The organism is Saccharothrix coeruleofusca (assembly GCF_017876325.1).
In the GTDB taxonomy this organism is placed as follows: Bacteria; Actinomycetota; Actinomycetes; order Mycobacteriales; family Pseudonocardiaceae; genus Actinosynnema; species Actinosynnema coeruleofuscum.
In genome coordinates this window covers 1-22326 of the sequence record NZ_JAGINV010000002.1, presented here as the reverse complement: position 1 = coordinate 22326, position 22326 = coordinate 1, and the positions used below count along the sequence as shown (strand labels likewise).

The 22326-nt window shown below is 71.6% G+C and carries 43 protein-coding genes; 7 read left to right on the top strand and 36 right to left on the bottom strand.

Features of this window, described 5'->3' with window-relative positions:
• Positions 1-5 precede the first annotated feature (5 nt).
• From JOF41_RS36210 to JOF41_RS36190, 5 genes are all read left to right on the top strand, one after another.
• Positions 6-2294 (top strand): putative type IV secretion/conjugal transfer ATPase, encoded by a 2289-nt coding sequence (locus tag JOF41_RS36210; RefSeq protein WP_209624779.1) that lies wholly within the window; start codon positions 6-8, stop codon positions 2292-2294.
• A gap of 335 nt (positions 2295-2629) precedes the next feature.
• Positions 2630-3100: a hypothetical protein gene (locus JOF41_RS36205; protein WP_209624776.1), complete on the top strand. Its 471-nt coding sequence runs from the start codon at positions 2630-2632 to the stop codon at positions 3098-3100.
• Between the two features lie 249 nt (positions 3101-3349).
• Positions 3350-4066 (top strand): metal-dependent hydrolase, encoded by a 717-nt coding sequence (locus JOF41_RS36200; protein WP_209624775.1) that lies wholly within the window; start codon positions 3350-3352, stop codon positions 4064-4066.
• A 74-nt stretch (positions 4067-4140) separates the two neighbouring features.
• Positions 4141-4554: a RapZ C-terminal domain-containing protein gene (locus JOF41_RS36195; RefSeq protein ID WP_209624773.1), complete on the top strand. Its 414-nt coding sequence runs from the start codon at positions 4141-4143 to the stop codon at positions 4552-4554.
• Positions 4551-4799, top strand: coding sequence for a hypothetical protein (locus JOF41_RS36190; protein WP_209624771.1), 249 nt, complete (start codon positions 4551-4553; stop codon positions 4797-4799). Before JOF41_RS36195 ends, JOF41_RS36190 begins: the two co-directional genes overlap by 4 nt.
• A gap of 60 nt (positions 4800-4859) precedes the next feature.
• On the opposite strand, the gene JOF41_RS36185 is transcribed toward JOF41_RS36190, so the two are convergent.
• Entirely contained in the window at positions 4860-5117 is a 258-nt protein-coding gene (locus JOF41_RS36185; protein ID WP_209624769.1) for a hypothetical protein, read from the bottom strand.
• A 98-nt stretch (positions 5118-5215) separates the two neighbouring features.
• Between JOF41_RS36185 and JOF41_RS36180 the strand changes: the two genes are divergently transcribed.
• On the top strand, positions 5216-5719 hold the full coding sequence (locus JOF41_RS36180; RefSeq protein ID WP_209624767.1) for a DUF6003 family protein: 504 nt from the start codon (positions 5216-5218) through the stop codon (positions 5717-5719).
• A 61-nt stretch (positions 5720-5780) separates the two neighbouring features.
• On the opposite strand, the gene JOF41_RS36175 is transcribed toward JOF41_RS36180, so the two are convergent.
• The 34 genes from JOF41_RS36175 to JOF41_RS36020 all read right to left on the bottom strand — a co-directional run bounded on the left by JOF41_RS36175 (position 5781) and on the right by JOF41_RS36020 (position 21013).
• On the bottom strand, positions 5781-6020 hold the full coding sequence (locus tag JOF41_RS36175; RefSeq protein WP_209624765.1) for a hypothetical protein: 240 nt from the start codon (positions 6018-6020) through the stop codon (positions 5781-5783).
• Positions 6021-6040: 20 nt separating this feature from the next.
• Positions 6041-6571, bottom strand: coding sequence for a DUF3307 domain-containing protein (locus tag JOF41_RS36170; protein WP_209624763.1), 531 nt, complete (start codon positions 6569-6571; stop codon positions 6041-6043).
• Entirely contained in the window at positions 6568-6882 is a 315-nt protein-coding gene (locus JOF41_RS36165; RefSeq protein ID WP_209624761.1) for a WhiB family transcriptional regulator, read from the bottom strand. Before JOF41_RS36165 ends, JOF41_RS36170 begins: the two co-directional genes overlap by 4 nt.
• A gap of 83 nt (positions 6883-6965) precedes the next feature.
• On the bottom strand, positions 6966-7169 hold the full coding sequence (locus tag JOF41_RS36160; protein ID WP_209624890.1) for a hypothetical protein: 204 nt from the start codon (positions 7167-7169) through the stop codon (positions 6966-6968).
• Positions 7166-7681 carry a RuvC family protein gene (locus JOF41_RS36155; protein ID WP_209624759.1) on the bottom strand — a complete coding sequence of 172 codons (516 nt, stop codon included), beginning with the start codon at positions 7679-7681 and terminating at the stop codon, positions 7166-7168. The genes JOF41_RS36160 and JOF41_RS36155 overlap by 4 nt, the downstream gene beginning before the upstream one ends.
• Complete coding sequence (locus JOF41_RS36150; RefSeq protein ID WP_209624757.1) at positions 7678-8019, bottom strand: MazG nucleotide pyrophosphohydrolase domain-containing protein; 342 nt, start codon at positions 8017-8019, stop codon at positions 7678-7680. Before JOF41_RS36150 ends, JOF41_RS36155 begins: the two co-directional genes overlap by 4 nt.
• The gene (locus tag JOF41_RS36145) at positions 8016-8189 is read right to left on the bottom strand and encodes a hypothetical protein (RefSeq protein WP_209624755.1); all 174 of its coding nucleotides are present in this window, start codon (positions 8187-8189) and stop codon (positions 8016-8018) included. Before JOF41_RS36145 ends, JOF41_RS36150 begins: the two co-directional genes overlap by 4 nt.
• On the bottom strand, positions 8186-8587 hold the full coding sequence (locus JOF41_RS36140) for a hypothetical protein (protein ID WP_209624753.1): 402 nt from the start codon (positions 8585-8587) through the stop codon (positions 8186-8188). The genes JOF41_RS36145 and JOF41_RS36140 overlap by 4 nt, the downstream gene beginning before the upstream one ends.
• A complete protein-coding gene (locus JOF41_RS36135) occupies positions 8587-9744 on the bottom strand; it encodes a hypothetical protein (RefSeq protein WP_209624751.1) in 1158 nt (385 codons plus the stop codon). Before JOF41_RS36135 ends, JOF41_RS36140 begins: the two co-directional genes overlap by 1 nt.
• Positions 9741-10064: a TIR domain-containing protein gene (locus JOF41_RS36130; protein ID WP_209624748.1), complete on the bottom strand. Its 324-nt coding sequence runs from the start codon at positions 10062-10064 to the stop codon at positions 9741-9743. The genes JOF41_RS36135 and JOF41_RS36130 overlap by 4 nt, the downstream gene beginning before the upstream one ends.
• Complete coding sequence (locus JOF41_RS36125) at positions 10061-10720, bottom strand: ParB/RepB/Spo0J family partition protein (RefSeq protein WP_209624746.1); 660 nt, start codon at positions 10718-10720, stop codon at positions 10061-10063. Before JOF41_RS36125 ends, JOF41_RS36130 begins: the two co-directional genes overlap by 4 nt.
• A gap of 9 nt (positions 10721-10729) precedes the next feature.
• Positions 10730-10864, bottom strand: a complete 135-nt coding sequence (locus JOF41_RS38055) for a hypothetical protein (RefSeq protein ID WP_276516030.1) — start codon at positions 10862-10864, stop codon at positions 10730-10732.
• Positions 10861-10995: a hypothetical protein gene (locus tag JOF41_RS38050; protein WP_276516029.1), complete on the bottom strand. Its 135-nt coding sequence runs from the start codon at positions 10993-10995 to the stop codon at positions 10861-10863. Before JOF41_RS38050 ends, JOF41_RS38055 begins: the two co-directional genes overlap by 4 nt.
• A 114-nt stretch (positions 10996-11109) precedes the next feature.
• Entirely contained in the window at positions 11110-11307 is a 198-nt protein-coding gene (locus JOF41_RS36120) for a hypothetical protein (protein ID WP_209624744.1), read from the bottom strand.
• Positions 11304-11798 carry a hypothetical protein gene (locus tag JOF41_RS36115; protein ID WP_209624742.1) on the bottom strand — a complete coding sequence of 165 codons (495 nt, stop codon included), beginning with the start codon at positions 11796-11798 and terminating at the stop codon, positions 11304-11306. Before JOF41_RS36115 ends, JOF41_RS36120 begins: the two co-directional genes overlap by 4 nt.
• Entirely contained in the window at positions 11795-12400 is a 606-nt protein-coding gene (locus JOF41_RS36110) for a hypothetical protein (RefSeq protein WP_209624740.1), read from the bottom strand. Before JOF41_RS36110 ends, JOF41_RS36115 begins: the two co-directional genes overlap by 4 nt.
• A complete protein-coding gene (locus JOF41_RS36105; RefSeq protein ID WP_209624738.1) occupies positions 12397-12576 on the bottom strand; it encodes a hypothetical protein in 180 nt (59 codons plus the stop codon). The genes JOF41_RS36110 and JOF41_RS36105 overlap by 4 nt, the downstream gene beginning before the upstream one ends.
• Entirely contained in the window at positions 12573-12893 is a 321-nt protein-coding gene (locus JOF41_RS36100) for a hypothetical protein (RefSeq protein ID WP_209624736.1), read from the bottom strand. Before JOF41_RS36100 ends, JOF41_RS36105 begins: the two co-directional genes overlap by 4 nt.
• Positions 12893-13201: a hypothetical protein gene (locus JOF41_RS36095; protein WP_209624734.1), complete on the bottom strand. Its 309-nt coding sequence runs from the start codon at positions 13199-13201 to the stop codon at positions 12893-12895. The genes JOF41_RS36100 and JOF41_RS36095 overlap by 1 nt, the downstream gene beginning before the upstream one ends.
• A complete protein-coding gene (locus tag JOF41_RS36090; RefSeq protein WP_209624732.1) occupies positions 13201-13410 on the bottom strand; it encodes a hypothetical protein in 210 nt (69 codons plus the stop codon). The genes JOF41_RS36095 and JOF41_RS36090 overlap by 1 nt, the downstream gene beginning before the upstream one ends.
• Positions 13411-13611: 201 nt before the next feature.
• Entirely contained in the window at positions 13612-13956 is a 345-nt protein-coding gene (locus tag JOF41_RS36085) for a hypothetical protein (protein WP_209624730.1), read from the bottom strand.
• 67 nt (positions 13957-14023) lie between these two features.
• Entirely contained in the window at positions 14024-14185 is a 162-nt protein-coding gene (locus tag JOF41_RS36080; RefSeq protein WP_209624728.1) for a hypothetical protein, read from the bottom strand.
• Positions 14182-14724, bottom strand: coding sequence for a zinc finger domain-containing protein (locus JOF41_RS36075; protein WP_209624726.1), 543 nt, complete (start codon positions 14722-14724; stop codon positions 14182-14184). The genes JOF41_RS36080 and JOF41_RS36075 overlap by 4 nt, the downstream gene beginning before the upstream one ends.
• A complete protein-coding gene (locus tag JOF41_RS36070; RefSeq protein ID WP_209624724.1) occupies positions 14721-15644 on the bottom strand; it encodes a hypothetical protein in 924 nt (307 codons plus the stop codon). Before JOF41_RS36070 ends, JOF41_RS36075 begins: the two co-directional genes overlap by 4 nt.
• Before the next feature lie 51 nt (positions 15645-15695).
• Positions 15696-16358 carry a helix-turn-helix domain-containing protein gene (locus JOF41_RS36065; protein ID WP_209624722.1) on the bottom strand — a complete coding sequence of 221 codons (663 nt, stop codon included), beginning with the start codon at positions 16356-16358 and terminating at the stop codon, positions 15696-15698.
• Positions 16355-16873, bottom strand: a complete 519-nt coding sequence (locus tag JOF41_RS36060; RefSeq protein ID WP_209624720.1) for an HNH endonuclease — start codon at positions 16871-16873, stop codon at positions 16355-16357. The genes JOF41_RS36065 and JOF41_RS36060 overlap by 4 nt, the downstream gene beginning before the upstream one ends.
• Complete coding sequence (locus tag JOF41_RS36055; RefSeq protein WP_209624719.1) at positions 16870-17646, bottom strand: hypothetical protein; 777 nt, start codon at positions 17644-17646, stop codon at positions 16870-16872. The genes JOF41_RS36060 and JOF41_RS36055 overlap by 4 nt, the downstream gene beginning before the upstream one ends.
• Positions 17643-17978, bottom strand: a complete 336-nt coding sequence (locus JOF41_RS36050) for a hypothetical protein (protein WP_209624717.1) — start codon at positions 17976-17978, stop codon at positions 17643-17645. The genes JOF41_RS36055 and JOF41_RS36050 overlap by 4 nt, the downstream gene beginning before the upstream one ends.
• The gene (locus tag JOF41_RS36045; RefSeq protein ID WP_209624715.1) at positions 17975-18208 is read right to left on the bottom strand and encodes a hypothetical protein; all 234 of its coding nucleotides are present in this window, start codon (positions 18206-18208) and stop codon (positions 17975-17977) included. The genes JOF41_RS36050 and JOF41_RS36045 overlap by 4 nt, the downstream gene beginning before the upstream one ends.
• A gap of 93 nt (positions 18209-18301) precedes the next feature.
• Positions 18302-18754: an RNA methyltransferase gene (locus tag JOF41_RS36040; RefSeq protein WP_209624713.1), complete on the bottom strand. Its 453-nt coding sequence runs from the start codon at positions 18752-18754 to the stop codon at positions 18302-18304.
• Positions 18751-19383, bottom strand: coding sequence for an ERF family protein (locus JOF41_RS36035; protein ID WP_209624711.1), 633 nt, complete (start codon positions 19381-19383; stop codon positions 18751-18753). The genes JOF41_RS36040 and JOF41_RS36035 overlap by 4 nt, the downstream gene beginning before the upstream one ends.
• The gene (locus JOF41_RS36030) at positions 19380-20213 is read right to left on the bottom strand and encodes a hypothetical protein (RefSeq protein WP_209624709.1); all 834 of its coding nucleotides are present in this window, start codon (positions 20211-20213) and stop codon (positions 19380-19382) included. Before JOF41_RS36030 ends, JOF41_RS36035 begins: the two co-directional genes overlap by 4 nt.
• An 81-nt stretch (positions 20214-20294) precedes the next feature.
• On the bottom strand, positions 20295-20744 hold the full coding sequence (locus JOF41_RS36025) for a helix-turn-helix domain-containing protein (RefSeq protein ID WP_209624706.1): 450 nt from the start codon (positions 20742-20744) through the stop codon (positions 20295-20297).
• Complete coding sequence (locus tag JOF41_RS36020; RefSeq protein ID WP_209624704.1) at positions 20741-21013, bottom strand: helix-turn-helix domain-containing protein; 273 nt, start codon at positions 21011-21013, stop codon at positions 20741-20743. The genes JOF41_RS36025 and JOF41_RS36020 overlap by 4 nt, the downstream gene beginning before the upstream one ends.
• A 77-nt stretch (positions 21014-21090) precedes the next feature.
• Between JOF41_RS36020 and JOF41_RS36015 the strand changes: the two genes are divergently transcribed.
• A complete protein-coding gene (locus JOF41_RS36015) occupies positions 21091-21612 on the top strand; it encodes a hypothetical protein (RefSeq protein ID WP_209624702.1) in 522 nt (173 codons plus the stop codon).
• Here the strand turns inward: JOF41_RS36015 and JOF41_RS36010 are convergent.
• Positions 21604-21879 (bottom strand): hypothetical protein, encoded by a 276-nt coding sequence (locus JOF41_RS36010; protein WP_209624700.1) that lies wholly within the window; start codon positions 21877-21879, stop codon positions 21604-21606. The genes JOF41_RS36015 and JOF41_RS36010 overlap by 9 nt on opposite strands.
• Between the last annotated feature and the right edge of the window lie 447 nt (positions 21880-22326).

Here is a 22326-nt window from a genome sequence, read left to right as displayed (position 1 = left end):
CTGTGATGTCCGCGCAGCCCGGAACCGCCCTGCAGCCCTACGGCGGCGACCTGACGCGAGTGGAGCGGCAGCTGCGGCGTGAGCGCAAGCTCGCGCTGCTGCCGCCCACCGCCGGGTCGGTGACGGTGTGGGCCGGGACCGGGCTGCACGGGCAGATGCTGGACGCGCTCGCCGTGGGCGGCCCGGAGATGCTGCTGGTCGGGGTCGGCGGTGGCGCGCTGGTCTCCGCCCTGGCCACCGGGGTGCTGGTCGGCGCGGCGGTGCGCACCGGCACCGCGCAGGCGCTGCCCACCCAGCCCGGCCCCCAGGGCGGTAGCTCGACGCTGGCGCTCAAGCACCTGCTCCTCGGTTCCGCTACCTCCGGTGCGGCGTTGGCGTTGTTCGGCGGGCACCCGCTGATCGTGGGCGGCTACATCGTCGCCGCCGTGGCCACCGCCGGGCGGTGGCAGCTGCAGCGGATGAAGGCGTGGCGGCAGCTGCGGGCGGTCCGCCGGGAGCTGCTGGCCCACGCCCCCGCCGAGGAGGCCGCCGAGGAGTCCTCGGCGGGAACCGCTGTGGCCGCGGAGGGCCCAGGGGCAGAGGTCATCGACGCCGAGGTGGTCGACCCCGTCCCCGTCGCGGCGGCGCTGCCCGAGGAGGTCGCGGCGCTGATCGAGCGGTGGCGCGTCGGCGTGTCCACCCAGCACCTGCCCGACACCCGCATCGTCTGGGACGGGCAGCAGCACGCCGAGGGCCGCTTCTCGTTCGTGGTCGAACCGGGCCCCAAGGGCACCACCCTGAGCGCGGCCCAAGCAGCACGGGAGAAGATCCCCAGCGCCCTGCGGTTGGGCTTCGACCAGGACGTGGTGTTCGACCAGCCCGCTGCGCTGCTGGCCGACCGCGCCCAGCTGCGGATGCAGATCATCCACCTGGCCAACAAGGCCGCCCGCGGCGCGCGTGTCACCCCCGAGTTGGTGTGCTCGCCGGACAACCCCGGTTCGGTGCGCATCGGCGCCTACATCGACACCGGCGACCCGACGTGGTGGGACTTCGCCGACGCCTCCGGCGCGCACTCGGGGTTCGTGCTGGCCGGTACCCGCATGGGCAAGAGTTCGCTGTTCGACGGCCTGGCGTACCGGGCCCGCCAGCTGGGCTACCTGATCGGGTTCCTCGACCCGCAGCGCGGCGCTTCCTCCCCGGTGTTGGCGCAGCACGCCGACTTCCCGGTGCTCGGCGCGGAGCACACACTGGCCTACCTGGAGTGGCTGGAGGCCGAGGCCGACCTGCGCGAGTCGTGGATGGGCGCCCACAACCTGGGCAAGATCACCCCGTGGACGAGCGCTCCGTGCCTGCCCGACGGGGAGTACCCCGACCCGCACTGTCCCTGCGGTGGCGTGGTGCCGCCGGGGATCATGGCGTTCGTCGATGAGTGCGACCAGGCATTCCGGCAACTCGTGCCCGGCTCCACCTCCACCCGGCTGGGGATGCGCTACGGCGAGCTGGCCAAGCGCATGAACAAACTCAACATGGGCATCGTCGCCGCCTCCCAGATCCCCGAGCAGGCCATCTTCGGCGGCTCCGAACTCCTGCGGTCCAGCCTGTCGACCAGGAACTTCCTGGCCATGCGGGTCAACGCCAACGCCGGGGCCACCCTGATCCCCGGTCTGCCCTACAGCCCGAAGCTGCTGCCCCGCACCGCGGGCCGGGCGTTGATGTGCGGCGCCACGTCGCGGCAGATGGAGTCGCAGCTGGACTTCATGCCGCGCCGCGAGGACGCCCGCGACCACCCGGCGCCGTACGCGGAGGACCTGTTCGCCAGCCTGCCGCGCGCCCGGTCGTGGGCGCCGACCACGGCGGCGGCGCGGCGCTGCCTGCCGCAGCAGGGTGAGGACGCGGCGCGGCAGTCGCAGCAGGCCGCCCGCGAGCGCCTGGCGCGCCTGATGAGCGGCACCGGAGCGCCCCAGCCGATGTCCACCGCTGCGGCCCCAGCACCGGCCCGTGCCATGTCGCCTGCGACAGGAGGCATCGCATGGCCCGCGCCGGTCCGCGACGGCGCGGCCACCCCGGCACCGACCGGCCTGGCCGCCGAGTTGCTCGACGCGCTGACCGAGGTGCCCGACGGCGAGTGGCTGACCATGGGCGATTTGGCGCGGCGCTTGGGGCGGGTGAGCGTGGACGCCGAGACCGCCGAGGTGAAGGTGGCCGCCGCCGAGCTGGTGACCGCGCTGGCCGCGCAGGACATCGTGTTGCCGGGCCGCAAGCGGGCGGCGGGCATGTCGACCACGGCCGGGCAGATCCGGGCGTTGCTGCAATGACCCCGCCGTCACTGACGGTGACACAAGGCCCTGTTCGGGACACCGGGCAGGGCCTGCCGCTGCGCCCCGACCCCTTGCACACCCCCATGCATCCCGATCACCACACCCTTGCACACCTGTGCAAGGGTCGAGACCCCCTTGCATGCCCTCTGACCTGCGGAAGTGCATGGGCTGCATGGTGTGCAAGGGGTACCCCATGCACATCCCCGTGCGGTACGTTTCCGCAGGTCAGGGCCTTGAGTGCTGTGACCGGCCCGCCCCCATGCACACCATGCACCCCGGCCCGCATCACTCTTCCCCGACCCGCTACCCACTGTCACGATCGGAGCTGACCCGTGCAGAACAGTGACCCCTCGGCCCTGTGGCTCGTCCTCCTGCTCGTGGCAGGCGGCATCTGGTACTACCGCAACCGCGACCACCGCCCCAACCCCGCCGCCGGGCCCCTCGGAGACGAGGTGCGCGAGGTCGACTACGTGCTGGCCCGCTGCGGCCACGACCACCCCGAGCGGGTACCGACCGCGCACATCCGGTACCGCACCAGCGAGGCCGACGTGAACGAGTTGCACGGCGCCGGGTGGGGCTCGGACGGGTACCTGCTGCTGTGCCCGGCCCACAACCACGGCCGGTACCCGCTGGAGCGGGTGCACGTGGAGTGCGGTACCGAGCACTGCCCCACCCGCGGGGACTTCGACGCGCGGGACCCGCGGGTGGGGATGGGGGACTTGCGGTGGCGGGGCTGGTGCAACGCCGGTACCCGGCTGCTGTGCCCGTACTGCGCGGGTACCCGCTCGCGGCTGTGGCACTGACCGGTACCCGGTACCCGAGCTGGTACCCGGCGGGCCGGTGGGTGAGGTACCTGGGTACCTCGCCGAGCCGGTACCCGGACAGGTACCCGGACGGTACCTACGGCAGGTACCCGACCCGGTACCCGGCGAAGTACCCGGCCCGAGTACCCGGCCAGGTACCCGGTACCCGCGCCAGCCCGGTACCCGCCCAGGTACCTCCCCCAGCACCCGCCCCGGTACCCAGGTACCCGACCCCCTTGGAGACCCCGCATGATGGGACGCACCCACGCCCTCACCGGCCTGTGCGCCGGACTCGCCCTCGCCCCCGCCGCCGACACCACCGCCCAAGGCGCGCTGGTCGCCGTGGTCACCGCCGGGTTCGCGCTGCTCCCGGACCTGGACCACCCCCGCGCCCGCGCCAGCCGACTCCTCGGCCCGGTCACCGGACTGCTCTCCCGCGTCTTACGGGCCGCCAGTCGGTGGCTCTACGCCCGCACCAAAGGACCGCGAGACGAACCGCACACCGGAGAGCACCGGCACGCCACCCACACCCTCGCCTTCGCCGTGCTCACGGGTACCTGCATCGCACTGGGTACCTGGGGGCTCGGTACCTGGTTCGCGGCGGGTACCTGCCTGCTCGGCGTGGTACTCGCCGCCGACGCCCTCGGGGACTGGGTACTCGTCGTCGCGGGCATCGCGGGTACCGCCTGGTGGGTACCCGGGTACCCGGTCGAGGCGCTGGCGGGTACCGGGCTGTGGCTGGGGATCGCGGCGGGTACCGGGTGCCTGGTGCACTGCCTCGGCGACGCCCTCACCCTGTCCGGGTGCCCGTTCCTGTGGCCGCTGCCCATCGCCGGGGAGACGTGGTACGAGATCCGCCCGCCGCGGCCGTTGAGGTTCCGCACGGGCGGTGTGGTGGAGCAGGTGGTGGTGTTCCCCGCGTTCGTGGTGGTGGCGGTGGCGCTGGCGTACGGCGCCGTCACCTAGTTCCGCCCACGTCGGTTCCACATCCGGTCCACACACCTAGGCAACACCTCCCCGCGAGTCGAGAGGCTGACCCCATGACGACACCCAACCCGACACCCAACCCGATCCGGATCATCTCGTTCGGCTACCTGCACAGCCCTGCCCCCGACGCCGAGCGCGTCGAGGACGTACGCGACCGCTTCCGCGACCCCGCCCGCGTGACGGGCCTGCTCGACCTCACCGGCCACGACCCGCGGGTGCGCGACGCGGTGCTGACCACCCCCGGCGTGCGTGATCTGCTGGACGACCTGGCCGCCGACATCGCCGGATGGCCCGCGGACCGGCCGCGGCGGGTCGCGGTGGGCTGCGCCGGGGGCCGCCACCGGTCGGTGGCGATCGCCGAGGAACTGGCCGCCGTGCTGAGCGCGGACGGCTGGCCGGTGATGGTCGAGCACCTGCACGTCCACCTGCCGCGTGTCCTCAAGCCCGCTGAGGCGGTGGCGAGGTGAAGTTCCACGCGATCATCGTCACCGACCCGGTGGCTCCGGAAGTTCCGCAGCTGGTGGACGCGTGGGACGCGGGCATGGTGGCCGCGAACCCGCAGGGTTGGCGGGACACCGTGGCGGAGGAGAGCAAGGGCACCGCGGCGTGCGTGGCGGTGGTGGTGGAGGTGCCGGACGAGGTGCTGTTGGCGCTGCTGTACCCGCAGCCGGGTGAGCCGGTGCGGGGTGTGGTGCGGCCGGACACGACCTGACCTTGGGACGCGTTGAGGGCCCCGTACCGGGTTGGTGCGGGGCCCTCGTGCTGTGCGGGGTCAGGTGATGTGGAGGAGGTGGCGGGGGGTGCCGCCCAGCATCAGGGCTGCCCGCCGGTCGTCCTCGGTCAGCCGCTTCTGGTCTTCCTGGGAGCGCAGCTGCACGTCGTCCTGGCTGGCCAGGGTGCGCAGGGCGGCGTCGACGAGGTGGCGGGGGTAGGCGGCGAGCTGGTGGCGGAGGGTGGTGAGGCTGTGGGGGTGGCCGTCTGCGGCGAGGCAGCGGATGTGGGTGGTGATGTCGGGGGTGGTGGCGGTCATGGTGTCCTCCTCGCTCCGGCCTGTTGTTCAAAACAGTACATGGTCACTGCTGAACAATCAAGCTTGACTGTTCAAAACATTGCAACTAGGGTGGGTGCATGACCAGCACCGAGCACGCCGAACACAACCTCCTGGAGTGGCAGCGCATCACCCGCGACCGCGACGCCCGCATCCTCCAAGCCCTCCAAGCCGGACTCACCAAGCACCGCATCCACCAACTCACCGGCGTCTCGCGCAACACCATCGAAGCCGTCCTCAAGGAGCACCCCGTGATCGACACCGCCGCCGTCCTACGCGCCCGCGCCCGCACCACCAGCGGCATGACCGCCCCCGAGTTCGACTACAGCCTCTCCATCGGCGACGGACGCGCGGTCAGCGCCATGAACCACGCCGCCTACCTCATGGCCAACGAAGGCCACCCCGAGGTGCAGCCCGGCGACGACGACGAGGTGCTGCGCCAGCGCCGGGAGCGCGCCGACGCCCTGTGGGAGCGGGTATGGCCCGAGGTCGAGGCGATGACCCAGCGCGCCAAGGCCATGGGGTTCACCGGCTGGAGCGACGCCGCCAAGGCCCGCGGCCAGAAGATCGCCTACGCCAACTGACCCCATGCAGTGCTGTGCCCCCGTCGTGGCGAAGTCGACGGGGGCACAGACGTGTTCGGGGTCAGGCGGTGGCGGGGGTGAACCGCGTCGGGTCTGCCAGCTGCTCGGCGGTGTGCACCGACGGCTGCCACGTGCCCGCCGGGGTCTCGTGCAGCACCCGCCCGTCGGCCAGGACGTGCCACCGGCCGCCCACCCGCACCGCCCCAGGAGCCCCGGCCTCGACGAATACCTTGCCGGTGTGGTCGAGCTGGTCGGGGTTGCGGATCGGCTCCCACGGCTTCTGCAGGGCTGGTGCGGTCATGGGCCGGACCCTACCCGCGGTCACAGCAGCGCCGTCCACAACGCCGCCACCCCGAGCATCGCCCAGTGCGCGGCCTGATCCAGGCTGGTGGCGCCGGTCGTTGCGGGCGGGTTGTCGAGCTGCACCAGCTCGGGCTCGACCAGGGCGTGCCGCGCCCCCACCCCGGTGGGTCGGGTGGCGTAGGCGTGCACCCGGTAGCCGCGCGTTTCCCCGAGGTCGTGGTAGGCGCGTTTGCCCACCAGGTCGGCGAGCAGGGCCAGGGTCCAGCGTCGGTCGATCACGTAGTGCGTGACCGCCGACCAGGCTTGCCCGGCCAGCAACCCCCATCCGCTGACGTCGGCGCCCAGGGGCAGGGCGGTGACGAGCAGCACCGCGCCCGTGGTGGCGAGGGTGTAGGTGGCGACGTGCCGGGCGCACGCCCACTGCCCGGCGCGGGTGCGTTGGCCTTTGGTGATGGCCTGGTGGTGGGTTTGGATCCAGTGGTCGCCGAGGTGGTGGGCGACCAGCAGGGCGGCGAACACCAGGCAGGCGGTGAGTCCCGTGGTCGTCATGACGCCTCCGTGGCGGGCTGCGCCGTGCGGGCCTGGTGGCGCTTCAACGCGCGGCGCTCACCCTCCGACAGGCCACCCCACACCCCGTGGTCCTGACCGCTCTCCAGCGCCCACGCGAGGCAGTCGGCGGTGACGGGGCAGCGGCGGCATACGGTCTTGGCGTCCTCGATCTGCAGCAGCGCCGGACCCGACGAACCGACCGGGAAATGCAGCTCGGGGTCTTCGTCGCGGCAGGCGGCACGGTGACGCCAGTCGGTGCCGGAGGAGCTCGGGGACGTGGGTGCGTGGCGCGGGTACTGGTGGTGCAGCATGGGATCACTCCTGACGGTCGCGGGATCGGTCGGGGGTGGTGGTGGGCCCGCTGTGCTTGGCGGCTCGGGCGGGCCCACCACGGCTACTGGGGGTGGGTTTTGCCTTCGGCGGGGTCGAGGCCGAGGGCGTCGAGCAGCAAGGCGCAGTCGTCGGCGTCGCGGGCGAGGGCGGCGACGGCGCGGGTGGCGCGGTGGCGTTCCCGCTGCCGGAAGGCTTGTTCGGCGTCGCTGGTCCACACGGTGGCGGTGACCCCGCCGCGGAACAGCTCGTCCGACCCGCGGCTCACGACGTCACCGCCACCGTGAGCTCGGGCCAGCGGGCCTTGTCCAGCCGCGCCCGCTGGTCGGCGGGAAGCGGGAACAACGCCACCCCCAACCTGTCCAGGCCCGCGGCGCGCAGCCACCAGGCGTCGCACTGGTTGTCGTCGCCGAACTCCACCCCGGCGCGCTTGAACGCCGCCAACGCCATCGCCGTCTTGTCCCCGCTGCCCTTGCCGGTGGCGTACGCCTTGAGCGTGGCCGGGGCGACCAGCGCGTAGGGCACCTGCTGGTCGAGCAGCAGCGCCCGCACCGCGCCGTGGACCATGCCGGTGATCCCGGCGGAGTGGGCGTGGGTGGGCAGGTCCTCCAGCACCGCGAGCGTGGTGGTGGGGGTGAGGGCGTCGGCGATGGCGGCCTGGATGTGGAGCAGGCGCCGGTCGCCGTCGGCGGGCCGGGTTTTGATGGTGCGGGTGGTGCCGTCGGGGTAGGCGATGCCGGTGGCGGTGAGGGACAGGTCGAGGCCGATCACGGTGGTCACGCGGATACCTCCCGCCAGCCGCGGCTGAACACCACGGCCAGCTTCTGGCCGATGAGCGCTTCCAGGTCCACGCCGAGTTCCTGCGCGGTGACGAACGCGGTGATGACCACGTCGGCCAGCTCGGCGTGCATCTCCTCGGCGGTGCCCGTGCGGCGGGCGTGTCCGGCCCAGCGGCGGTAGGCGCCGACGAACTCGCCGACCTCTTCGGCGAGGTTGAGCACCTGGCGCATCTGGCCGTGTTCGGCGTCGAAGCCGTGGGCGCGCAGGTTGGTGACGATGCTGGCGGCGGTGTCGGGCAGGTCGGCCAGCGACCATGCGGGGGTGGGGTTGGTGGTCATGGGGTCACCTCGCGGAATTCGTACAGGCCCCACCCCTCGCCGTCGGGGGTGGATTCGTGGTGGGCGTGGGCGGCGGGCAGGGTGGTGTAGGCGGTGGCGTCCGTGAACTCCCCGTCGAGGAGGCGGGCGACGAGCCACCCGACCGGGCCCTGCTCGGGCTGGCTGGTCACGGGTGGGTCCTCTCGGTGGTGGGGCGGAGGGTGTCGGCGCGGTGCTGGTCGGCGGCGTCCTCGACGGCGGGCGGCTTCTGCGCGCGGAGCACGACAACCGCGCCCTTGCGCCACGTGACGACCCACGCCCCGCCGCCCTGCCAGTCGGAACGGGCGCGGTGAGCAAACCGGTACAGGCCATCCACGGTGAGCTTCCGACCTCGGAACCACGTCACCCGGTTGTGGCCGGGGACTCTGGCCCAAGCCCACACCAGCAGTGTCGCGGTCAGGTAGAACGGGCCGACCGCGAGCATCCACAGGGTCTTGATGGTCGCTTCCCGGATTTCCCGGTCGGCGACAAGGCAGAGCAAGTAGCCGATGCCGATAGCGACTCCAGCGCCAACGAGGTAGGGCTGCATCACGGCTCCTTGATGTCGGGTTGTCCGGGGATGAGGTCGTCGTTGTAGTCGTCGCAGCAGCCGTGCCCGGTGCAGGCGGTGAGGTGGTCGCGTGCGGCCAGTCCGGCGAGGTCGGCGGGCGGGGTGTTTGGGGTGGGTTTGGGGTGGGTGACAGCGGGCCTGCTCCACTCCACGGTCAGGTCAGCCGTGGCCACCAGGTCGTGGACGGCTTTGGCCTCCTCGTCGGTGATCTCGCGGCCGAGGTGCTCCGGGGCCATCTCGCGCACCGCCTGGTCTGTGATGTGGCGGGCGTGGTCGAGGACGAGCGTGGCGGCGTACTCCTCCAGCTCGGACGGCTCCGCCGGGGCCACCGACACGGCGGCCTGCCATGGCGTCGTCATGCGGGTCACGACCTCGAACACGCTCTGGTCGGCGCGCGGCGCGGTCCACTCCATCCACGACCGGGCTTCCGCCTCGGTGTCGAAGCGCTGCACGCTGCTGCCGTCGATCCGGACGCCCCACTGCCTTTCCGCTACGGGTGCCGGGTCCGCAGCGGGGGCGGACCGGGCCGCAGCAGCCAGCCCGGCCTGCACCCCGTGCTCGTGGCCGCGCTCGTAGCCCTCGCTGACCTGGTGGGCCTGGACCTCCAGGTGCAGCCGCTCCACCTCGGCGCGCGCCTCGTCCCGCTCGGCGCGCAGCCGGGCGATCTCCGCGCACGCCTGCGGCACCAGATGCTCGAACCACCGCCCGACCCGCTCGGTAATGCCGAGGGCGTCGATCAGCATGTCGCCGTACCGCGCCCGGTCGGCCTTGACCCGCTCGCCGTACCGCGCCCAGCCCTGGTTGATGTCGTGCTGCTCGGCGACGCGCTCCGTGAGCCGCTGGATCTCGGCGTCCCGCTCGGCCAGCAGCGGCAGCACGGCGTCAACGACCTCGCTGCGAGCGTGTTCGACGTCCCGGTAGGGCGTCCAGGCCAGCCGCATCTCGATCTGCTCGCGCAGGTCGGTGTCGGGGGCGGGCGACACGGCAGGCACCAGCAGCGTCCAGCCGGCCACGTCCTCGGCCTCGCAGTCATAGCCGTCGGACTTGCGCCACAGACCGTGCTTCTGCGACCGGCAGTAGGCGATCAGACGACCGTCAGGGCTGAGACGCACCTCGGGCTGCTCAGGGGGCGTCACGATGCACGCTCCTCACGCAGGCCGTGGCGGTAGAACAGGACTTCCTTCCCCCGCGAGGTCGCGTACCCGACCTCGGCTTGGGTCTGTGAGCCGAACTGCGCGCCGATGTGTCGACAGGCCACGACCACGTCAGCGGTGTCGATCAGCGCGTACCAGCGCTCCGCGTGCTCCTCGGGCGACCTGCTCGGATCGGCGACGGGCTTGTGCACGGTGTAGCCCTGCGCCAGGTAGTGCCGCTCGGCGGCGTCCAACGCTGCCACGGCACGGGTCACGCTGCCGCACAGCACAGCGGTCGGGGTGTCGGTGGGGCGGGCGGTCACCGCGCACCCCCAGTAGCCAGCGCGCGCACCTCAGCCAGCAACGCCTCCGCCTCCACAGCGGACAACCCGCCCGCGCACCGGTCGGCCCACCGGGCAGCCAGGTCAGCGACCTTGCTGACGGCCACCACGCGCGGCGCACGCTTCGGCCGCACGCACCCCACCGGCCGCTCCGGAGCGGCCTCCTCGACCGGCTCCTCCTCGCTGGCGGTGCGCCACCGGTACACCGTCGCCGCGCTCACACCCAGCCGCGACGCCACCTCGGACACGCTCAACCCGAACTCGTCAACGAGGGCGTTCACCCCGCGAGCGCGTTCGGTCGGGTCGAGCTGGCGGGCGTGCAGCGCGGTCGCCAACATGCCCTGGATCGCGTCGGCGTCGCTGCGGGTGGGCACGACGATGCAGTCCAACGTGCGCCGCCGGGCGATGATCGACGCCCCGTAGCGGCGGTGCCCGTCCAGCAACTCGAAGTAGTCGCCCTTGCGGTGCACGTTGGCGGGCTGGTGCTGGCCGTCCTCGGCCAGGGACGCGGCCAGGTCGGTGAGGTCACCGAGGTCGGTGCGCAGGTTGCGGGGGTGAACGCGGATCTTGGTGAGGGGGATGCGGGCGGCGCGCAGAGGGGCCTGCTCGCTCAGCTCCCGCTGGATCGTGCTGGTCATGTCGGCTCCTTACGCCGCGGCAGCGGCAGAGGTCTGGGGGTGGGGTGTGTCGCCGCCGGGGAAGGACGACGACACCAGCGCGGTCACGGCGCGGGTGGCCGCGCTGTGCGGCACGGCCACCCGACGCTCGGTGGAGTCGGTCATCGGGGGTCTTCGACGGCCAGGGGCGGCTCCGCCGGGGTCCACGCGGCCTCGAACGCCCGGATCTCGGCCAGGCGCGTGCAGCTGTCCAGGTGGGCGACCGGGTAGGGGTGGTGGGGCGTCTGGCCGCACACGTCGCACGGGGCGTGGTCCTCGCGCTCGTGGCGGTCGAGCAGTTCGGTGGGGGCGGTGTAGCCGCACTGCCGGTAGCAGACGCTCTCGCGGGTGGCGGCGGTTCTTGCGGCCCATCACGCCCCCTGGTGGAACACGAGGTCCACAGCAGCCAGGGGCAGGTGGATGACGGGGCCGCCGGTGTACTCGGTGAAGTCCGCCTCGCGGTCGCCGTCCGTGGTGGTGGTGAGGAGGGTGCCGCCGAGGTCGCGGCCGTCGCGGATGGTGTGGGGGTGGACGCGGACGACGTCCCCGCGCCGGGCCTGCCCGGTCACCGGGTCACCGCCGCAAACACGTCGGCGTGCCGGGACTTCCACTCCGTCCAGTGCGGCATGGGCTCGCCGCCGATGGTGTGGATGCGGTCCAGCAGCGGCAGCAGGTCCATCGGCTCGTCGTCGCGGAACGGCCACGGCCCGTGGTCCCAGGTGCGCTTGCGGTACTTCCAGTTGCCGTCGGCGACCTTGAGCAGGTAGCGGCCGTTCGCGCCGCCGTCCACGTCGAAGGGGTACTTGTCGGCCATGCGGGCGCGGTAGCCGGGGTTGTACCAGCGGGTCATGTACTCGTCGTGGAACGAGGCGACCACGGCGAGTTCGGCGTCGCTGGGCATCACGGCGGTCCACAGCGCTTCGTGGTCGTGGACGACGAGGGCGGTGATGTAGTTCCAGCGCGGGTAGGGGTGGCTGATGATGGGGAAGCGCCACTGCTGGGTGGGGCTGTCGGGGCGGACGCCGTCCTCGGCGAACGGGGCCAGGTCGTAGACGGTCACCACGCCCACCACCCCAGGGCGACCAGCAGCACCAGGGCGGCGGTCAGCAGCAGCCCGACCGCGATCCCCCGGAAGACCCCCAACCCGCCGGTGTCCTCCTCGGGAGACACCAGGGCCAGCGCCGTGTCGGTGTCCAGCAGCTCACCCACCGGGCGGGCGTCGATCTCACGCCGCCACGCCAGCAGCAGCTCCGCCAACGCGTCGTCCCCCAACTCGGGCCGGGCGGAGTCCCTGCCGCCCAAGCGGGTCAGCAGCGCGTCATCCGCGCGCACCAAGGTCGGGAGCGGGTCCGGGTCCGTGCCACCCGCGCAGCCGAAACCGCCGCAGTAGCCCTCACCCGACACGTGCTCGCACCACACCAGCGTGTGGCCGTCCCACGACTCCACCCGCGACTCGTAGGCCCCCGGAGCGCCCACCGTGTACCGGAACCGGCCCGGCTGGGCGAAGAACTTCTCCCGCAGCAGCTCCGCCAGCTGGCAGCGGGCGTTGAGCAGCATCGTGGAGGGCGTCCCGGTGGGGACCTTGGCGGTGCCGATGACACCGGTCGCCCCGTCGTCGTGGATCTGCTCGAAGTACACGCTGGTCGTGGTCGTGGTCGTCATCGGGTGCTCCTCAGGTGCAGGGCGGCCAACTCGGCGCGGGCGGTGCGCCGCCAGTCGCGGTTCTCACGGGCCCGCACCAGGCGGCGCGACACCGGCTTCGAGCAGCGCTCAGCAGTGATCAGGACAGCGGCGCGGTGACCCACCAGCGGGGCCGGACGCGAGGCGGTGGTCGTCATGACTCCTCCGGGAAGGCCCGCTGGATGGACTCCAGCAACTCCCGCGCGTCGCGGATCTTGTAGGCGCAGTACTCGCCCGCGTCCCAGACCGCGTTCCACAGCAGACCGGCGTCCGAGGACTTGTCGCTGCGGACCGGGATCACGCGCACCGCGTCGCGGTAGACCTGCCGCAGCTGCTCGTAGGCGGCGATCAGGTCCCGACACCAGGCGACACGCTCGGCGGGGGTGATGGGCTCGCGGTGGGACACCTCGGCGACGCGGCGGGCGGCGGCCTGGTGGGCGGCCTCGAAGTCGGCGAGGGTGGTCGGCTTGGCCATCACGACTCCTTGGGCTGGGTGCGCAGCAGGCGGTTGATGCGCACCTGCGCGTCCTGGATGCGGGTGTCCTGATAAGCGGTGGCGTCGTCGAACGCGTGCCACACCGCCCCGCCGACCGGGCGGGCCACCCGACCGGCCTGGTCGTACAGGTCCCGCAGATCCTCGCGGGCCGCGATCAGGTCCCGGTAGTAGGCGATCCACTCGGTGTTGGTGGTGGGGGTGTCGCGGTGGAGGACGGCAAAGACGCGGGCGTGCGCGTCCTGGATCGGCTGGTCGTAGCCGCGCAGGGTCTTCGGCTTCTCCGGCATCACGCACCCGCCTCGGTGCGCGGGGTCAGCGGGCCCCAGACGCGGGCGACGAACTCGCGCCGCCGCGGCATCGCGCCGTCCGGGACGGGGGCGCCGTCGAACTCGTGGATGACGAGCAGGTCGTTGCCGAGGTCGCGCCAGACGTGGCCGCCGTTGTCGATCAAGAACGTGGTGGCGGGCGGTTGGGGGGCGGGGTGGGTGTTGGTCATGAGGACTCCCGAGGGACGGAGTGGCGTTCGCGTGCGTCCAATCTACGTCTAATCTCGTCTAATCACAACCCTGTGCGGCACCCCAGTTGGCTTTCAAACCCCCCTGATTCCAAGCAGAAGGCGGGCTGACCTCGGCAAAGAAGGCCAGCCCGCCACGACACACAAGCGGCGCACAGCTACGCCACGAAACACGAGAGCGGGCTACGACACCCGACCCCGGAAGGGCAGCCACGAGCCAGGGACCGGCCGCGGCGGCGGCACCGGGTCGACCTCCGACGTCGGTGTCTCCGGCGGGATCTCGGTGATCGGCCTGGCCACCACCCCCGGAGGTGTGGCGGTGATGGGCGCCCAGCCGGTCGGGGTGACCACGTGGGTGACCGCGCCGTCGAGGCTGTAGAGCGCGACCCAGCGGGCGTGGCAGGCGTCTGAGCACAGCTCGGGGATACGGCCCTGGCGGTCCTCGGGCACGACGTGGCGGGCGTCCATCCAGCACAGGCCACGCTGGGGACGGTGGTCGTAGGAACCGAGTTGGCTGGACAAGCTCATGGGCTGGTCTCCTCTCGCGTCCTGGTGGGCGCTGGGCGGCAAAACGGCGGGGTCCTGCGCGGGTGGCCTACTCGCCGAGGCGGACGCGCTTGGCGGGGTCGAGGTGGGGTTTGCACAGCAGGCACGGCACCGGCTGGTCGGCGTCCCGGTCGATCCAGCCGTTGCGGCAGTGGTGCTCCGCCTCCTCGACTGGTTCCGGGTCGGGGTCGCCGTAGCGGGTCGGGCTCACGACGTGGTCCCCCGCTCCAGTTCCACACGCGACGGGTGCGGCTTGGCCAGGGGCACGTACCGGCCCTTGTGGGGGCCGCGGTGCTGGCGGCGCACGCACGGCTTGCCGGGGAGCGCCTGGCACACCGGGCACTCCACCGGCGACGTCGCCGGGTCGGGGCGCTTGGTGCGTTCCCAGCCCAGCCGGTTCGCCAGCTGCTCCACGATCGACCGCACCCGCTCCGGCTCCGCGGGCGGCTGCTCGGGCGCGGGGAGGGCCTGCGCCACGGTGCGCGCCTCCAACGGGATGCGCGGCTTCTGCCGGGCCTGCTGGATCAGGGCCGTGATGTGGCCCGGCTTGAGGTAGTCGGTGGAGAACGCGAAGTGGTGGTGCACCGCGGCCACCGCCTCGGCGAGCTTCCAGCCCGCGAGCTGAGCGGACATCAGCCACGCGTCGGTGGTTTCGACCGAGGGCGGGCGGTTGTCGTAGTGGGCGATGGTGCGCAGCAGCAGCACGACCTCGTCGCGGCTCATCGGGTCGTGCTGCTCGTGGACGGTCACGGGGTTTCACCTTTCGGGAGGGCTCGTGGCTCTGTGGGGACGGGGTAGAGCGCCGGGCCGTCGGTGCCGGTGGCGGGGAGTCGGGCGTTGTCGGACAGCAGTGCGTCCCATCCGGCGACGCGTTCGGAGGTAGTGGACCGCTGGGCACCGACAACCCGAGGCGGCCGTCGCTGCTCGAACTCCTTCTGGCAGCGGCGCATCCACCGACGCCAAGTCGCGGGCCAGTCGGCCTTCTCGGCTTCCTTGCCGCCCTTGCTGCGCCAGTAGTCGATGAAGTCGTCGGTCTCGGTGCGGCCGACGTTGGGGGTGTTCTCCCTCGCCCAGGCGATCATCTCGGGGGTCGGTGTGAAGTCGTCTGGGATGGGGGTCGCGGTCTTCTTCGGCTTGGGGGTGGGCTTCGCGCGCGTACCCCCCGAACGAAGTGAGGGGGGTACTTCTCCGTTAGGAGAAGTACTTAGGTCGGGTCGGGTCGGGTCGGGGGCAGGGTTACGAGGTGGGTTACTAACCGGGTTTGTAACCGGGTTACGCACCTCGTTACCGTTGATCTCCGGTTCGTCCTGCTCGCCCTCCTGAGCAGCCTTTTTGGCTCTCCACGCCCGGACCTTGGCCGCCGTCTTCTGCCGCTTCGTTATCACTTCGTCACGTGTCGGTTGGTGCTCCGACCACTCGTGAAACTCGTATCCGAACTCCCCTTCCCGCTCAACTTCGCGCCACAACGTGACCTCAACGAGACGTTTCGCCAGGCGCAGACGCGGGTCGTGGCGGCGGACAACCTCCTCCGGGACGAACCCGTCCGAGAGGTTGTCCGCGCACCACACCCCGCATAGCGTCCAGAGGCCCACCGCGGGCACGCGGTCCTTCGCCAAGCGCCGCACCTTGGCGTGCTCGGCGAACTTGTCGTCGACCCGGAACCAGGTCATGTGGTTGGCCTCCCAGGCTGTTGATGGAGGCGCGGTCGGCCGCGGCGGCGGTCAAGCAGCGCTGATCGTCTTGGTGTGAACTGCTGCGGCCACGCGATCGACCGTGCGCGGGGACACCCCCACGCGGCGGGCGATCTCGGGGCCGGGGATACCGAGCTGGCGGCAGCGGCGGATCGCGGCGTGCCGCTCGACGCGGGGAAGCACCTCGTCCTTGCGGCGCTCCCCCCGGACTGCGCGTTCCACGGCGGTCTCGTCGATCTGGGTGGTGGGGATGAGGCAGTGCGGTCGGGCGTCGGGGGTGTCGATCTCGTCGTCGTCCCACGCCAGCGGCGGTACCCAGCGGCGTTTCTGCGCGAGCGCGCGAGCACGCGCGGACGGTCCGGGGTGCATGGACAGCTCGTCGTAGACCTGCCGCACGCGGTCCGCTGTGGAGGTGGTGACGGTCTGCCCGGCCAGCAGGTAGCTCACCGCGCGGGGGGTGATGCCGAGGCGGTCGGCGATGTGGGGGCCGGACCAGCCGAGCGCCCAGAGGGCTTGCAGGCGTCGGCGGGTGCCGGTGGCGTCGATCCAGCGGGGTTGGGCGTAGCCGTGGTGGTGCAGCTTGTTGTAGCGGCGCCGGTCGGCCAGTGCTTCGGGGCAGGTGCAGCCGTAGCGGGCGGCGCTGTAGGTGCCGTGGCGGCGCACGGTTGCGGTGCAGTCGGGGTGCGGGATCATGCCGCCCCCTGACTGCGCGCTGCGCCGTTCAGCGCGGCGAGCATCTCCACCTGCAGCGGGTGTGGCTCGGCCTCCACCCACTCGTCGTCGCCGGGCTTCGCCCAGTACTGGCCGAACCGCAGCACCGCCCAGTCCTCGGGGTCGATGCCGTTGGGGACGAGCCATCCTTCGGCGGTGGCGCGGCGGCGGGCCTGGTGCTCGATGTCGTCGTGGCACATGTCGGGCGTGGTCGCGGAGCCGCACACGAGCGCGAGGTTCCGCATGGTGTTCTGCCCGCCGCGGCCGCGCGGCAAGAGGTGCTGCCGGGAGTACGGCGAGCGGGTGGCTGCGAGGTCTTTGCCGCAGCGCTGGCAGTGCAGGTTGTCGCGGATCAGCACGGCGTCCTTGACCGCTTTGGACGGCTCGTTGTCGCGGACCGGCTTGGGCTTGGCCTTGCGGGGCAGCGCGCTGCCGCAGGGCTTGAACGCGGTGCGGCGCAGCGGCTTGCCGCGCCGGAGAGACTGTGAGCGCTTCACTCGGTCACCTCCCGCAGGGCGTCGTCCGGCCACGGGTGGCAGTCGAAGACGCCTTGACAGCACGACTTGTCGCCACAGGACTGATAAGCCCGGTGGAATGCCACCGGGCCGCGGCAGCCGCGCCCCTCGGTGCACTCGTAGCTGCGGTCGTTGTGGCGGGTGACCGTGCCGGGACAGCTCAGCTCGGTGCGCCGGTTGGTCGGGTCCTGCGCCACCCACCGCTTCTCGTACGCCGCCGCGTCCCAGCGGCAGTTCGAGCGGCCGACGTGGAAGGTCACCGGGGGGCCGCCGGGCATCTCCAGGTTTTCGTCGAAGGTGCGGACCTTGGTGCGGATGGTGACCGGCTGTTCGCAAGACGGGCACACGCCGGGCATGGTGTAGCGGTTCATCCGCTTGATGACGGCTTCGGCTTCGCGCGCGGCCAGCTGCTCGCGGCAGGGCAGCGGTTCGTGGCAGCGGGCGCAGATCGGGTAGTGCTCGGTGGGGAAGACGAACCACTCCATCCCGTGGCGGTGCCTGATGTGCTTGTCGCGGTGGCGGGTGCGCACGTCGTCGCCGAGGTGCGCCGGGCGCAGCACGACCCTCACGGGGAGCACACGAGTCCCTGCGGTGGGCTTGTAGAGCCTGACATTGCGGTGCTCTTCGTCGGTCCACATGTCCTCGGGGACCGGATTGACCTCGACCACACGCCACGCCGCGTGGTTCCAGGCGACGAGGTCGCCGACCTCGGGCGGGGAGTAGGACGAACGGGTGCCATCCGGGTACCACCTCATGCCAGGACCCCCTGCTGTGGCGGGTAGTCCTCCGGCGGCAGTTCCACCGCGTGAGCCCACGCCGACCCGAACCGGCGCACCGCGTCCCACAGGGCTGCGACGGCGAGGGCGTGCTCGACCCGACGCAACGCCGCGCGCAGCAGCGCCCGGTCGTCCCGCTCGGCCCGCGCCACCCGAGCCCGCACGTGCGGCTTGACCCCGGCGTAGATCGCGGTCGTCGGGCACTCCGCGCAACACCGGCACACCGACGCCTCACCCGGCGCCGGGCAGTGCTGGCCGCAGCACACGACCACCACCCTGCCCCCGACCGGCACCGCCACCACGCCGCTCATCGGGCACCGCGCTTCCGGCGCCACCAGCACACGACCGCGGCCACCACCAGGCGGCGGGCCACCCCGAGGGCGGTGCGCGGCTCCAGCGCGGCGTCGGCGCTGGAGCCCACGTCGTGGTAGCCGACCACGTCGACCCACACGTTCCAGCCGCCCCAGCCGTCCACGGCCACCCGGACCTCACCGCCAGCCTCGGGCTCGACGGTGCTCGCGTAGATGCGGTCATCGGCCACGGCGCACCACCCGGTACAGCCCGGCCAGCACCAGCAGCAGGGCGAACGACCTGTTCACACAGCCGGTCGGCCCGTAGTCCTTGCGCTCGTCGCTCACGCTGCCCTCCCGGTCTTCGCGTAGCGGTCGGCCATCACCAGCGACCCCGCGACGGCGACGTTGAGCGACCACGCCTGCGGGGTGGGCACCTGCACCACGTGGTGGCAGCGCTCCAGCACGGCGGGCGGCAGGCCGTGGTCCTCCGCGCCCAGCAGGTACAGCGCCCGCAACGGGTGCCGGAACTGCGGCAGCGGCACCGCGCGCGCGTCCAGTTCCACTCCGACCAGCGGGCAGCCCTGGGGCAGGTGCTCGATCAGGTCGTCCAAGTCCGGGTAGTGGTACAGCGGCACCGACAGCGGGGCCTTGCACGTGTCGGACGCCTGCGGCTCGTAGCGGCGCCCCACCGTGGCCAGCAGGGAAGCGTCGTAGGTCTTCGCCGACCGCCACAGCGTGCCGATGTTGTCCTCGTGCTTCGCGTGGTAGACCGCCACACCGAAGAAGCCCCTCATCGCCGCGCTCCGTTCCGGGTGCGCTGGACCGTGGTGTGCGTGGACGGGTCCAGGTGCTTCAGGTACTCGCCGAGGTCCTTCTCGTCGGCCGCCTCGATGTCGGCACCCTGCGACCAGAGCGCGTAGTCGTCGCGCAACTGCTGGAAGCTCTCCAACCCCTTCTTCGCGCCCGCCATCTTCACCTGCTGCTGGAGCTGCAACAGCCGTCGACCGACCGGCGGCCCGGCGTGCGGGTCACGCTCCCCCGTGGCGATGGCCAGCGCCTGCAACAGGGCAGTGCGGTACGCCACCGACATGGCCTTCGAGGTGGCCTTGTCCTGCTGGTCGTTAGCCTCACCCGGCACCACCGCGGTCCACGTCTCGCCCGACTCGGCGTGGGTGAAGTCGTAGGCCACCGTGACGATGACCTTCGAGCCGTCCTTGCCGATGGGGAAGTGCTGCAGGTTCCGCAGCTCCGGGCGGGTCAGCACGCCGTGGTCGCGCAGCAGCGGGGCCACCCGGTCCAGCACCGTGTCGATGCCCCGGAACTTGAACCCGAAGTGCTTGTTCTCGTCGGTCTTGCCGATCGCCCCGACGTCCTTCATCACCGCCAGCACCGCGGCCAGCACCTTGCTCTGCGGGGCGGTCACGCGGCCACCTCGCCCGGCTTGGCCAGCGGCTGCCCGATCAGCTTCTTCGCGCGGTCCGACTGCACCACCCGGCGGTAGGTCTCCAGGATGCGCACGAAGTCCTCGAACTGCTCTCTGCCTGCGGTGATGGGGATGAGGTCGTAGTCGTCGGGCTTGATGTGCAGGATGAACGTGTCCTCGACCTCGATCATCGGGTGCTCGTTGCCGTCGGCGTCGAGGTACACCTCGGCGTAGCGGTAGGCCGGGAGCTGCAGGGCGTGGTTGCCGTAGATGCCGTTCGAGGTCTTCCAGTCCACCAGCACCCGCCCCAGGCCGGGCACGTCCTGGATCGAGTCCAAGGTGCCGCAGTACATGTGGGTGTAGGACGCCACCACGGTCTCGGCAAGCACCGTCTCGGGCTGCCAGTCGTCGAGGTAGGCCAGCGCGCCTCGGACGTAGGGCAGGACGTCGTTGGGCACGTCGACCGGCTTGTCCTGCGCCAGCTCGAACACGATGTCGTGCACGTGGGTGCCGCGGTCTCCCGCGCTGTCGCGGGTCTGGTCGGGCAGGGCGGTGAGGAAGTTGATGGTGGGCTGGCGTCCGCCGCTGGCGAGGTTGGCAGCCACCTCGTCCCAGTGGTCGACGACGTGGGTGGCGACGGTGCGGGCGGCCCAGTTGGTGAGTGGCTTGGGCAGGGCGTTCAGGGCGGTGGTGACGCCGACGACGCGCTTGCCGTTGATCGTGTAGTAGTGCGACTTGGGGGTGTCCACTCGCTGCACCCCGGCCGCGGGCTTGGTGGTGGTGAGCTTCTTGGACGGCTTGGTGGCGGGTGTGGGACTCTGCTGTTGCACGAGGCTTCCTCTCGTGTGTGGTGGGTCGTCGCCACCGGGGCGCATCCCGGCTGGATGGCGGCCCACCGGCTTGTTCAGGGGTCAGGCAGAGTGGCGGTGCCGGATGGGGGCGTCGCTGCCGTTGAGGTAGGTCAGAAGGACCGCGCCGGAGGTCAGCGGCCGGGTGCAGGCGATGTCCGGGACCAGGCGCCCGTTGTAGGCCAAGCGCTTCACGGCGTCGATGGACAGGTCGAGCATCACCGCGATGTCGCCGTAGCTGTAGGCCACGTCGGGTTGGATCAGGGTGCGGTGGTCGCGGACGACATCGTGCTCCTCGACGTCGAGCATTTCGAGGATGGTGCCCCCGGCGATGATGTAACGGCGTCCGGTCTGGCGGGCCCGGATGAGTCCACGCTGGATCAACCGGGCGACGCGGGCAGAAGGGATACCCAAGGCGACTGCGGTTGTCTCGACGCTGTAGGCGCACTGGATGGGCTCCACTGCGGCGCGACCGAAGACGAGCTGGCGAACGGTGGCGATGTCGGGCGTCATGCGGCGCCCTGTGTCAGCGCGTCGAGGCGGGTCCGGAGGTCCGTTACTTCGGCCTCCAGCCGTTCCAGCCGGGATGCGGGGGGCTTGAGGTCGGGCAGGACCGCGCGTAGGCGGGCGGCGGAGCGGTCGCTGATCGGTGCGCCGTTCTCTATGAGGTGGATGGTGGCGCGGCTGAGTCCGGCGAGGTTGGCCAGCTGGCGCAGGCTCAGGCCAGCTCCTTTGCGTGCATCGCGGACCTGCTGGCCGCTCAGGGGTGGGGATTCGGTCATGTCGTCTAATCTATGTCCAACTCTGTCTAACCGCAACCCTGCTTGGTCCGCCGCTGATCATGAGGGATCATTCGGCCATGACCGACGGGGAGCGCGACCCTGGCACGGAGAAGACGTTCAGCCAGCACGTAACCGCAGCACTGCAGAAGCGGCGATGGTCCGCGCGCAGAGCTGCCACGGAATCTGGCCTGAGCGTGCAGACCGTCATCAACATGACGGCGGGCTTCAAGGCGCAGGCGCCGGACGAGCCCTGGCGGCCCACCGAGGAGAGCGTCACCAAGCTCGCCCGCGGCCTGAAGGAACGGCCCGAGGTGTGGCTCCGCCGCGCGGGGTACTACGTCGATGAGCCGTCAGGTGACTCCAGCACGCTGGCGGAGGAGATCGCCTTGCTGGAGGACGACGAGCGGCGGGCGCTCCGCCTGCTCGTGAGGTCTCTGCTGACCGGCCGCGGCTACATCGAGCCGGGGGAGTCGCGTGCGTCGCAGCCTGCGCTGCCGGACCTGAGTCACGGCGAGGCGGGGATCGAGGGGGTGCGCTCCGGTCCGGTCGAGATCGGGGAGGTTCCTGCGCCGGACCGGAGCGATGAGGTGTCAGGGTAGGAAGATCCCGGAGATGCCGGGGTAGCGCTCGGCGCGTGCGTCGTCGAGTGCGTCCATGAGCATCAGGCGTGCGAGGCCGGGGTCGGTGAGGCCGAGCAGCGGCAGCCGATGGATGCGGTACTGGACGTGGCCGTTGATGGTGGCCTTGGTGCGGGCGATGCCGAGGTAGGCGTCGACGTCCATGGTGGGGCACCAGGTGCCGTTGTGGTGGAGGACTGCTTCGACTCTGCGGCGGATCGCGTTCTGGCTGAGGTCGAGGTCGGTCACGTGCGCTCCCACGGTGGTGGCGGTCGGGCGGTGAAGCTGGGATCAGCTACCCAAACACGACTTTTGCCCGCGATCTGCGGCGAGTTGAGACGGCTCTCCTGTCGGAGCAGCGATTCCACTCTGGTGGGGTAGTCGCTGTCGGGGGGTATACGTGAGGGTGTGTCGCCCGTGATGAGACTGGTACGCCCGTACCCGTATCGTGAGGATGCGGTGATCGTTATGGCGCCTGCCCTGTGCCCCAGGAGCGGCGGCGGGGCGCGGGGCGTCCAGTGTGCAGGATGATCAGTCCCAACGGATACCCCACGTTTATCACCGCTCTACAGCGTGTGGTGTGCGCACGATTGTGTTTGCGAGCGCACGCCGTGTCAGGGGTAGATGCAGGTGAGCGCACGGTAGAGTCACCTATCCGCACGCGATCATTCGCCCCCGCACTACGGACGCAACACC

Bases quoted from the DNA above. Each gene is read 5' to 3' on its own strand.
- JOF41_RS36090 (WP_209624732.1), bottom strand. From the start codon at position 13,410: ATGACCAACACCCACCCCGCCCCCCAACCGCCCGCCACCACGTTCTTG.
- JOF41_RS36025 (WP_209624706.1), bottom strand. From the start codon at position 20,744: ATGACGCCCGACATCGCCACCGTTCGCCAGCTCGTCTTCGGTCGCGCC.
- JOF41_RS36085 (WP_209624730.1), bottom strand. From the start codon at position 13,956: ATGAGCTTGTCCAGCCAACTCGGTTCCTACGACCACCGTCCCCAGCGT.
- JOF41_RS36070 (WP_209624724.1), bottom strand. From the start codon at position 15,644: ATGACCTGGTTCCGGGTCGACGACAAGTTCGCCGAGCACGCCAAGGTG.
- JOF41_RS36175 (WP_209624765.1), bottom strand. From the start codon at position 6,020: ATGACCGCACCAGCCCTGCAGAAGCCGTGGGAGCCGATCCGCAACCCC.
- JOF41_RS36180 (WP_209624767.1), top strand. From the start codon at position 5,216: ATGACCAGCACCGAGCACGCCGAACACAACCTCCTGGAGTGGCAGCGC.
- JOF41_RS36200 (WP_209624775.1), top strand. From the start codon at position 3,350: ATGATGGGACGCACCCACGCCCTCACCGGCCTGTGCGCCGGACTCGCC.
- JOF41_RS38055 (WP_276516030.1), bottom strand. From the start codon at position 10,864: ATGACCGACTCCACCGAGCGTCGGGTGGCCGTGCCGCACAGCGCGGCC.
- JOF41_RS36100 (WP_209624736.1), bottom strand. From the start codon at position 12,893: ATGGCCAAGCCGACCACCCTCGCCGACTTCGAGGCCGCCCACCAGGCC.
- JOF41_RS36105 (WP_209624738.1), bottom strand. From the start codon at position 12,576: ATGACGACCACCGCCTCGCGTCCGGCCCCGCTGGTGGGTCACCGCGCC.
- JOF41_RS36150 (WP_209624757.1), bottom strand. From the start codon at position 8,019: ATGACCACCAACCCCACCCCCGCATGGTCGCTGGCCGACCTGCCCGAC.
- JOF41_RS36050 (WP_209624717.1), bottom strand. From the start codon at position 17,978: ATGAGCGGCGTGGTGGCGGTGCCGGTCGGGGGCAGGGTGGTGGTCGTG.
- JOF41_RS36065 (WP_209624722.1), bottom strand. From the start codon at position 16,358: ATGATCCCGCACCCCGACTGCACCGCAACCGTGCGCCGCCACGGCACC.
- JOF41_RS36095 (WP_209624734.1), bottom strand. From the start codon at position 13,201: ATGCCGGAGAAGCCGAAGACCCTGCGCGGCTACGACCAGCCGATCCAG.
- JOF41_RS36125 (WP_209624746.1), bottom strand. From the start codon at position 10,720: ATGACCAGCACGATCCAGCGGGAGCTGAGCGAGCAGGCCCCTCTGCGC.
- JOF41_RS36165 (WP_209624761.1), bottom strand. From the start codon at position 6,882: ATGCTGCACCACCAGTACCCGCGCCACGCACCCACGTCCCCGAGCTCC.
- JOF41_RS36140 (WP_209624753.1), bottom strand. From the start codon at position 8,587: ATGCAGCCCTACCTCGTTGGCGCTGGAGTCGCTATCGGCATCGGCTAC.
- JOF41_RS36195 (WP_209624773.1), top strand. From the start codon at position 4,141: ATGACGACACCCAACCCGACACCCAACCCGATCCGGATCATCTCGTTC.
- JOF41_RS36015 (WP_209624702.1), top strand. From the start codon at position 21,091: ATGACCGACGGGGAGCGCGACCCTGGCACGGAGAAGACGTTCAGCCAG.
- JOF41_RS36110 (WP_209624740.1), bottom strand. From the start codon at position 12,400: ATGACGACCACGACCACGACCAGCGTGTACTTCGAGCAGATCCACGAC.
- JOF41_RS36210 (WP_209624779.1), top strand. From the start codon at position 6: ATGTCCGCGCAGCCCGGAACCGCCCTGCAGCCCTACGGCGGCGACCTG.
- JOF41_RS36185 (WP_209624769.1), bottom strand. From the start codon at position 5,117: ATGACCGCCACCACCCCCGACATCACCACCCACATCCGCTGCCTCGCC.
- JOF41_RS36020 (WP_209624704.1), bottom strand. From the start codon at position 21,013: ATGACCGAATCCCCACCCCTGAGCGGCCAGCAGGTCCGCGATGCACGC.
- JOF41_RS36170 (WP_209624763.1), bottom strand. From the start codon at position 6,571: ATGACGACCACGGGACTCACCGCCTGCCTGGTGTTCGCCGCCCTGCTG.
- JOF41_RS36040 (WP_209624713.1), bottom strand. From the start codon at position 18,754: ATGAGGGGCTTCTTCGGTGTGGCGGTCTACCACGCGAAGCACGAGGAC.
- JOF41_RS36055 (WP_209624719.1), bottom strand. From the start codon at position 17,646: ATGAGGTGGTACCCGGATGGCACCCGTTCGTCCTACTCCCCGCCCGAG.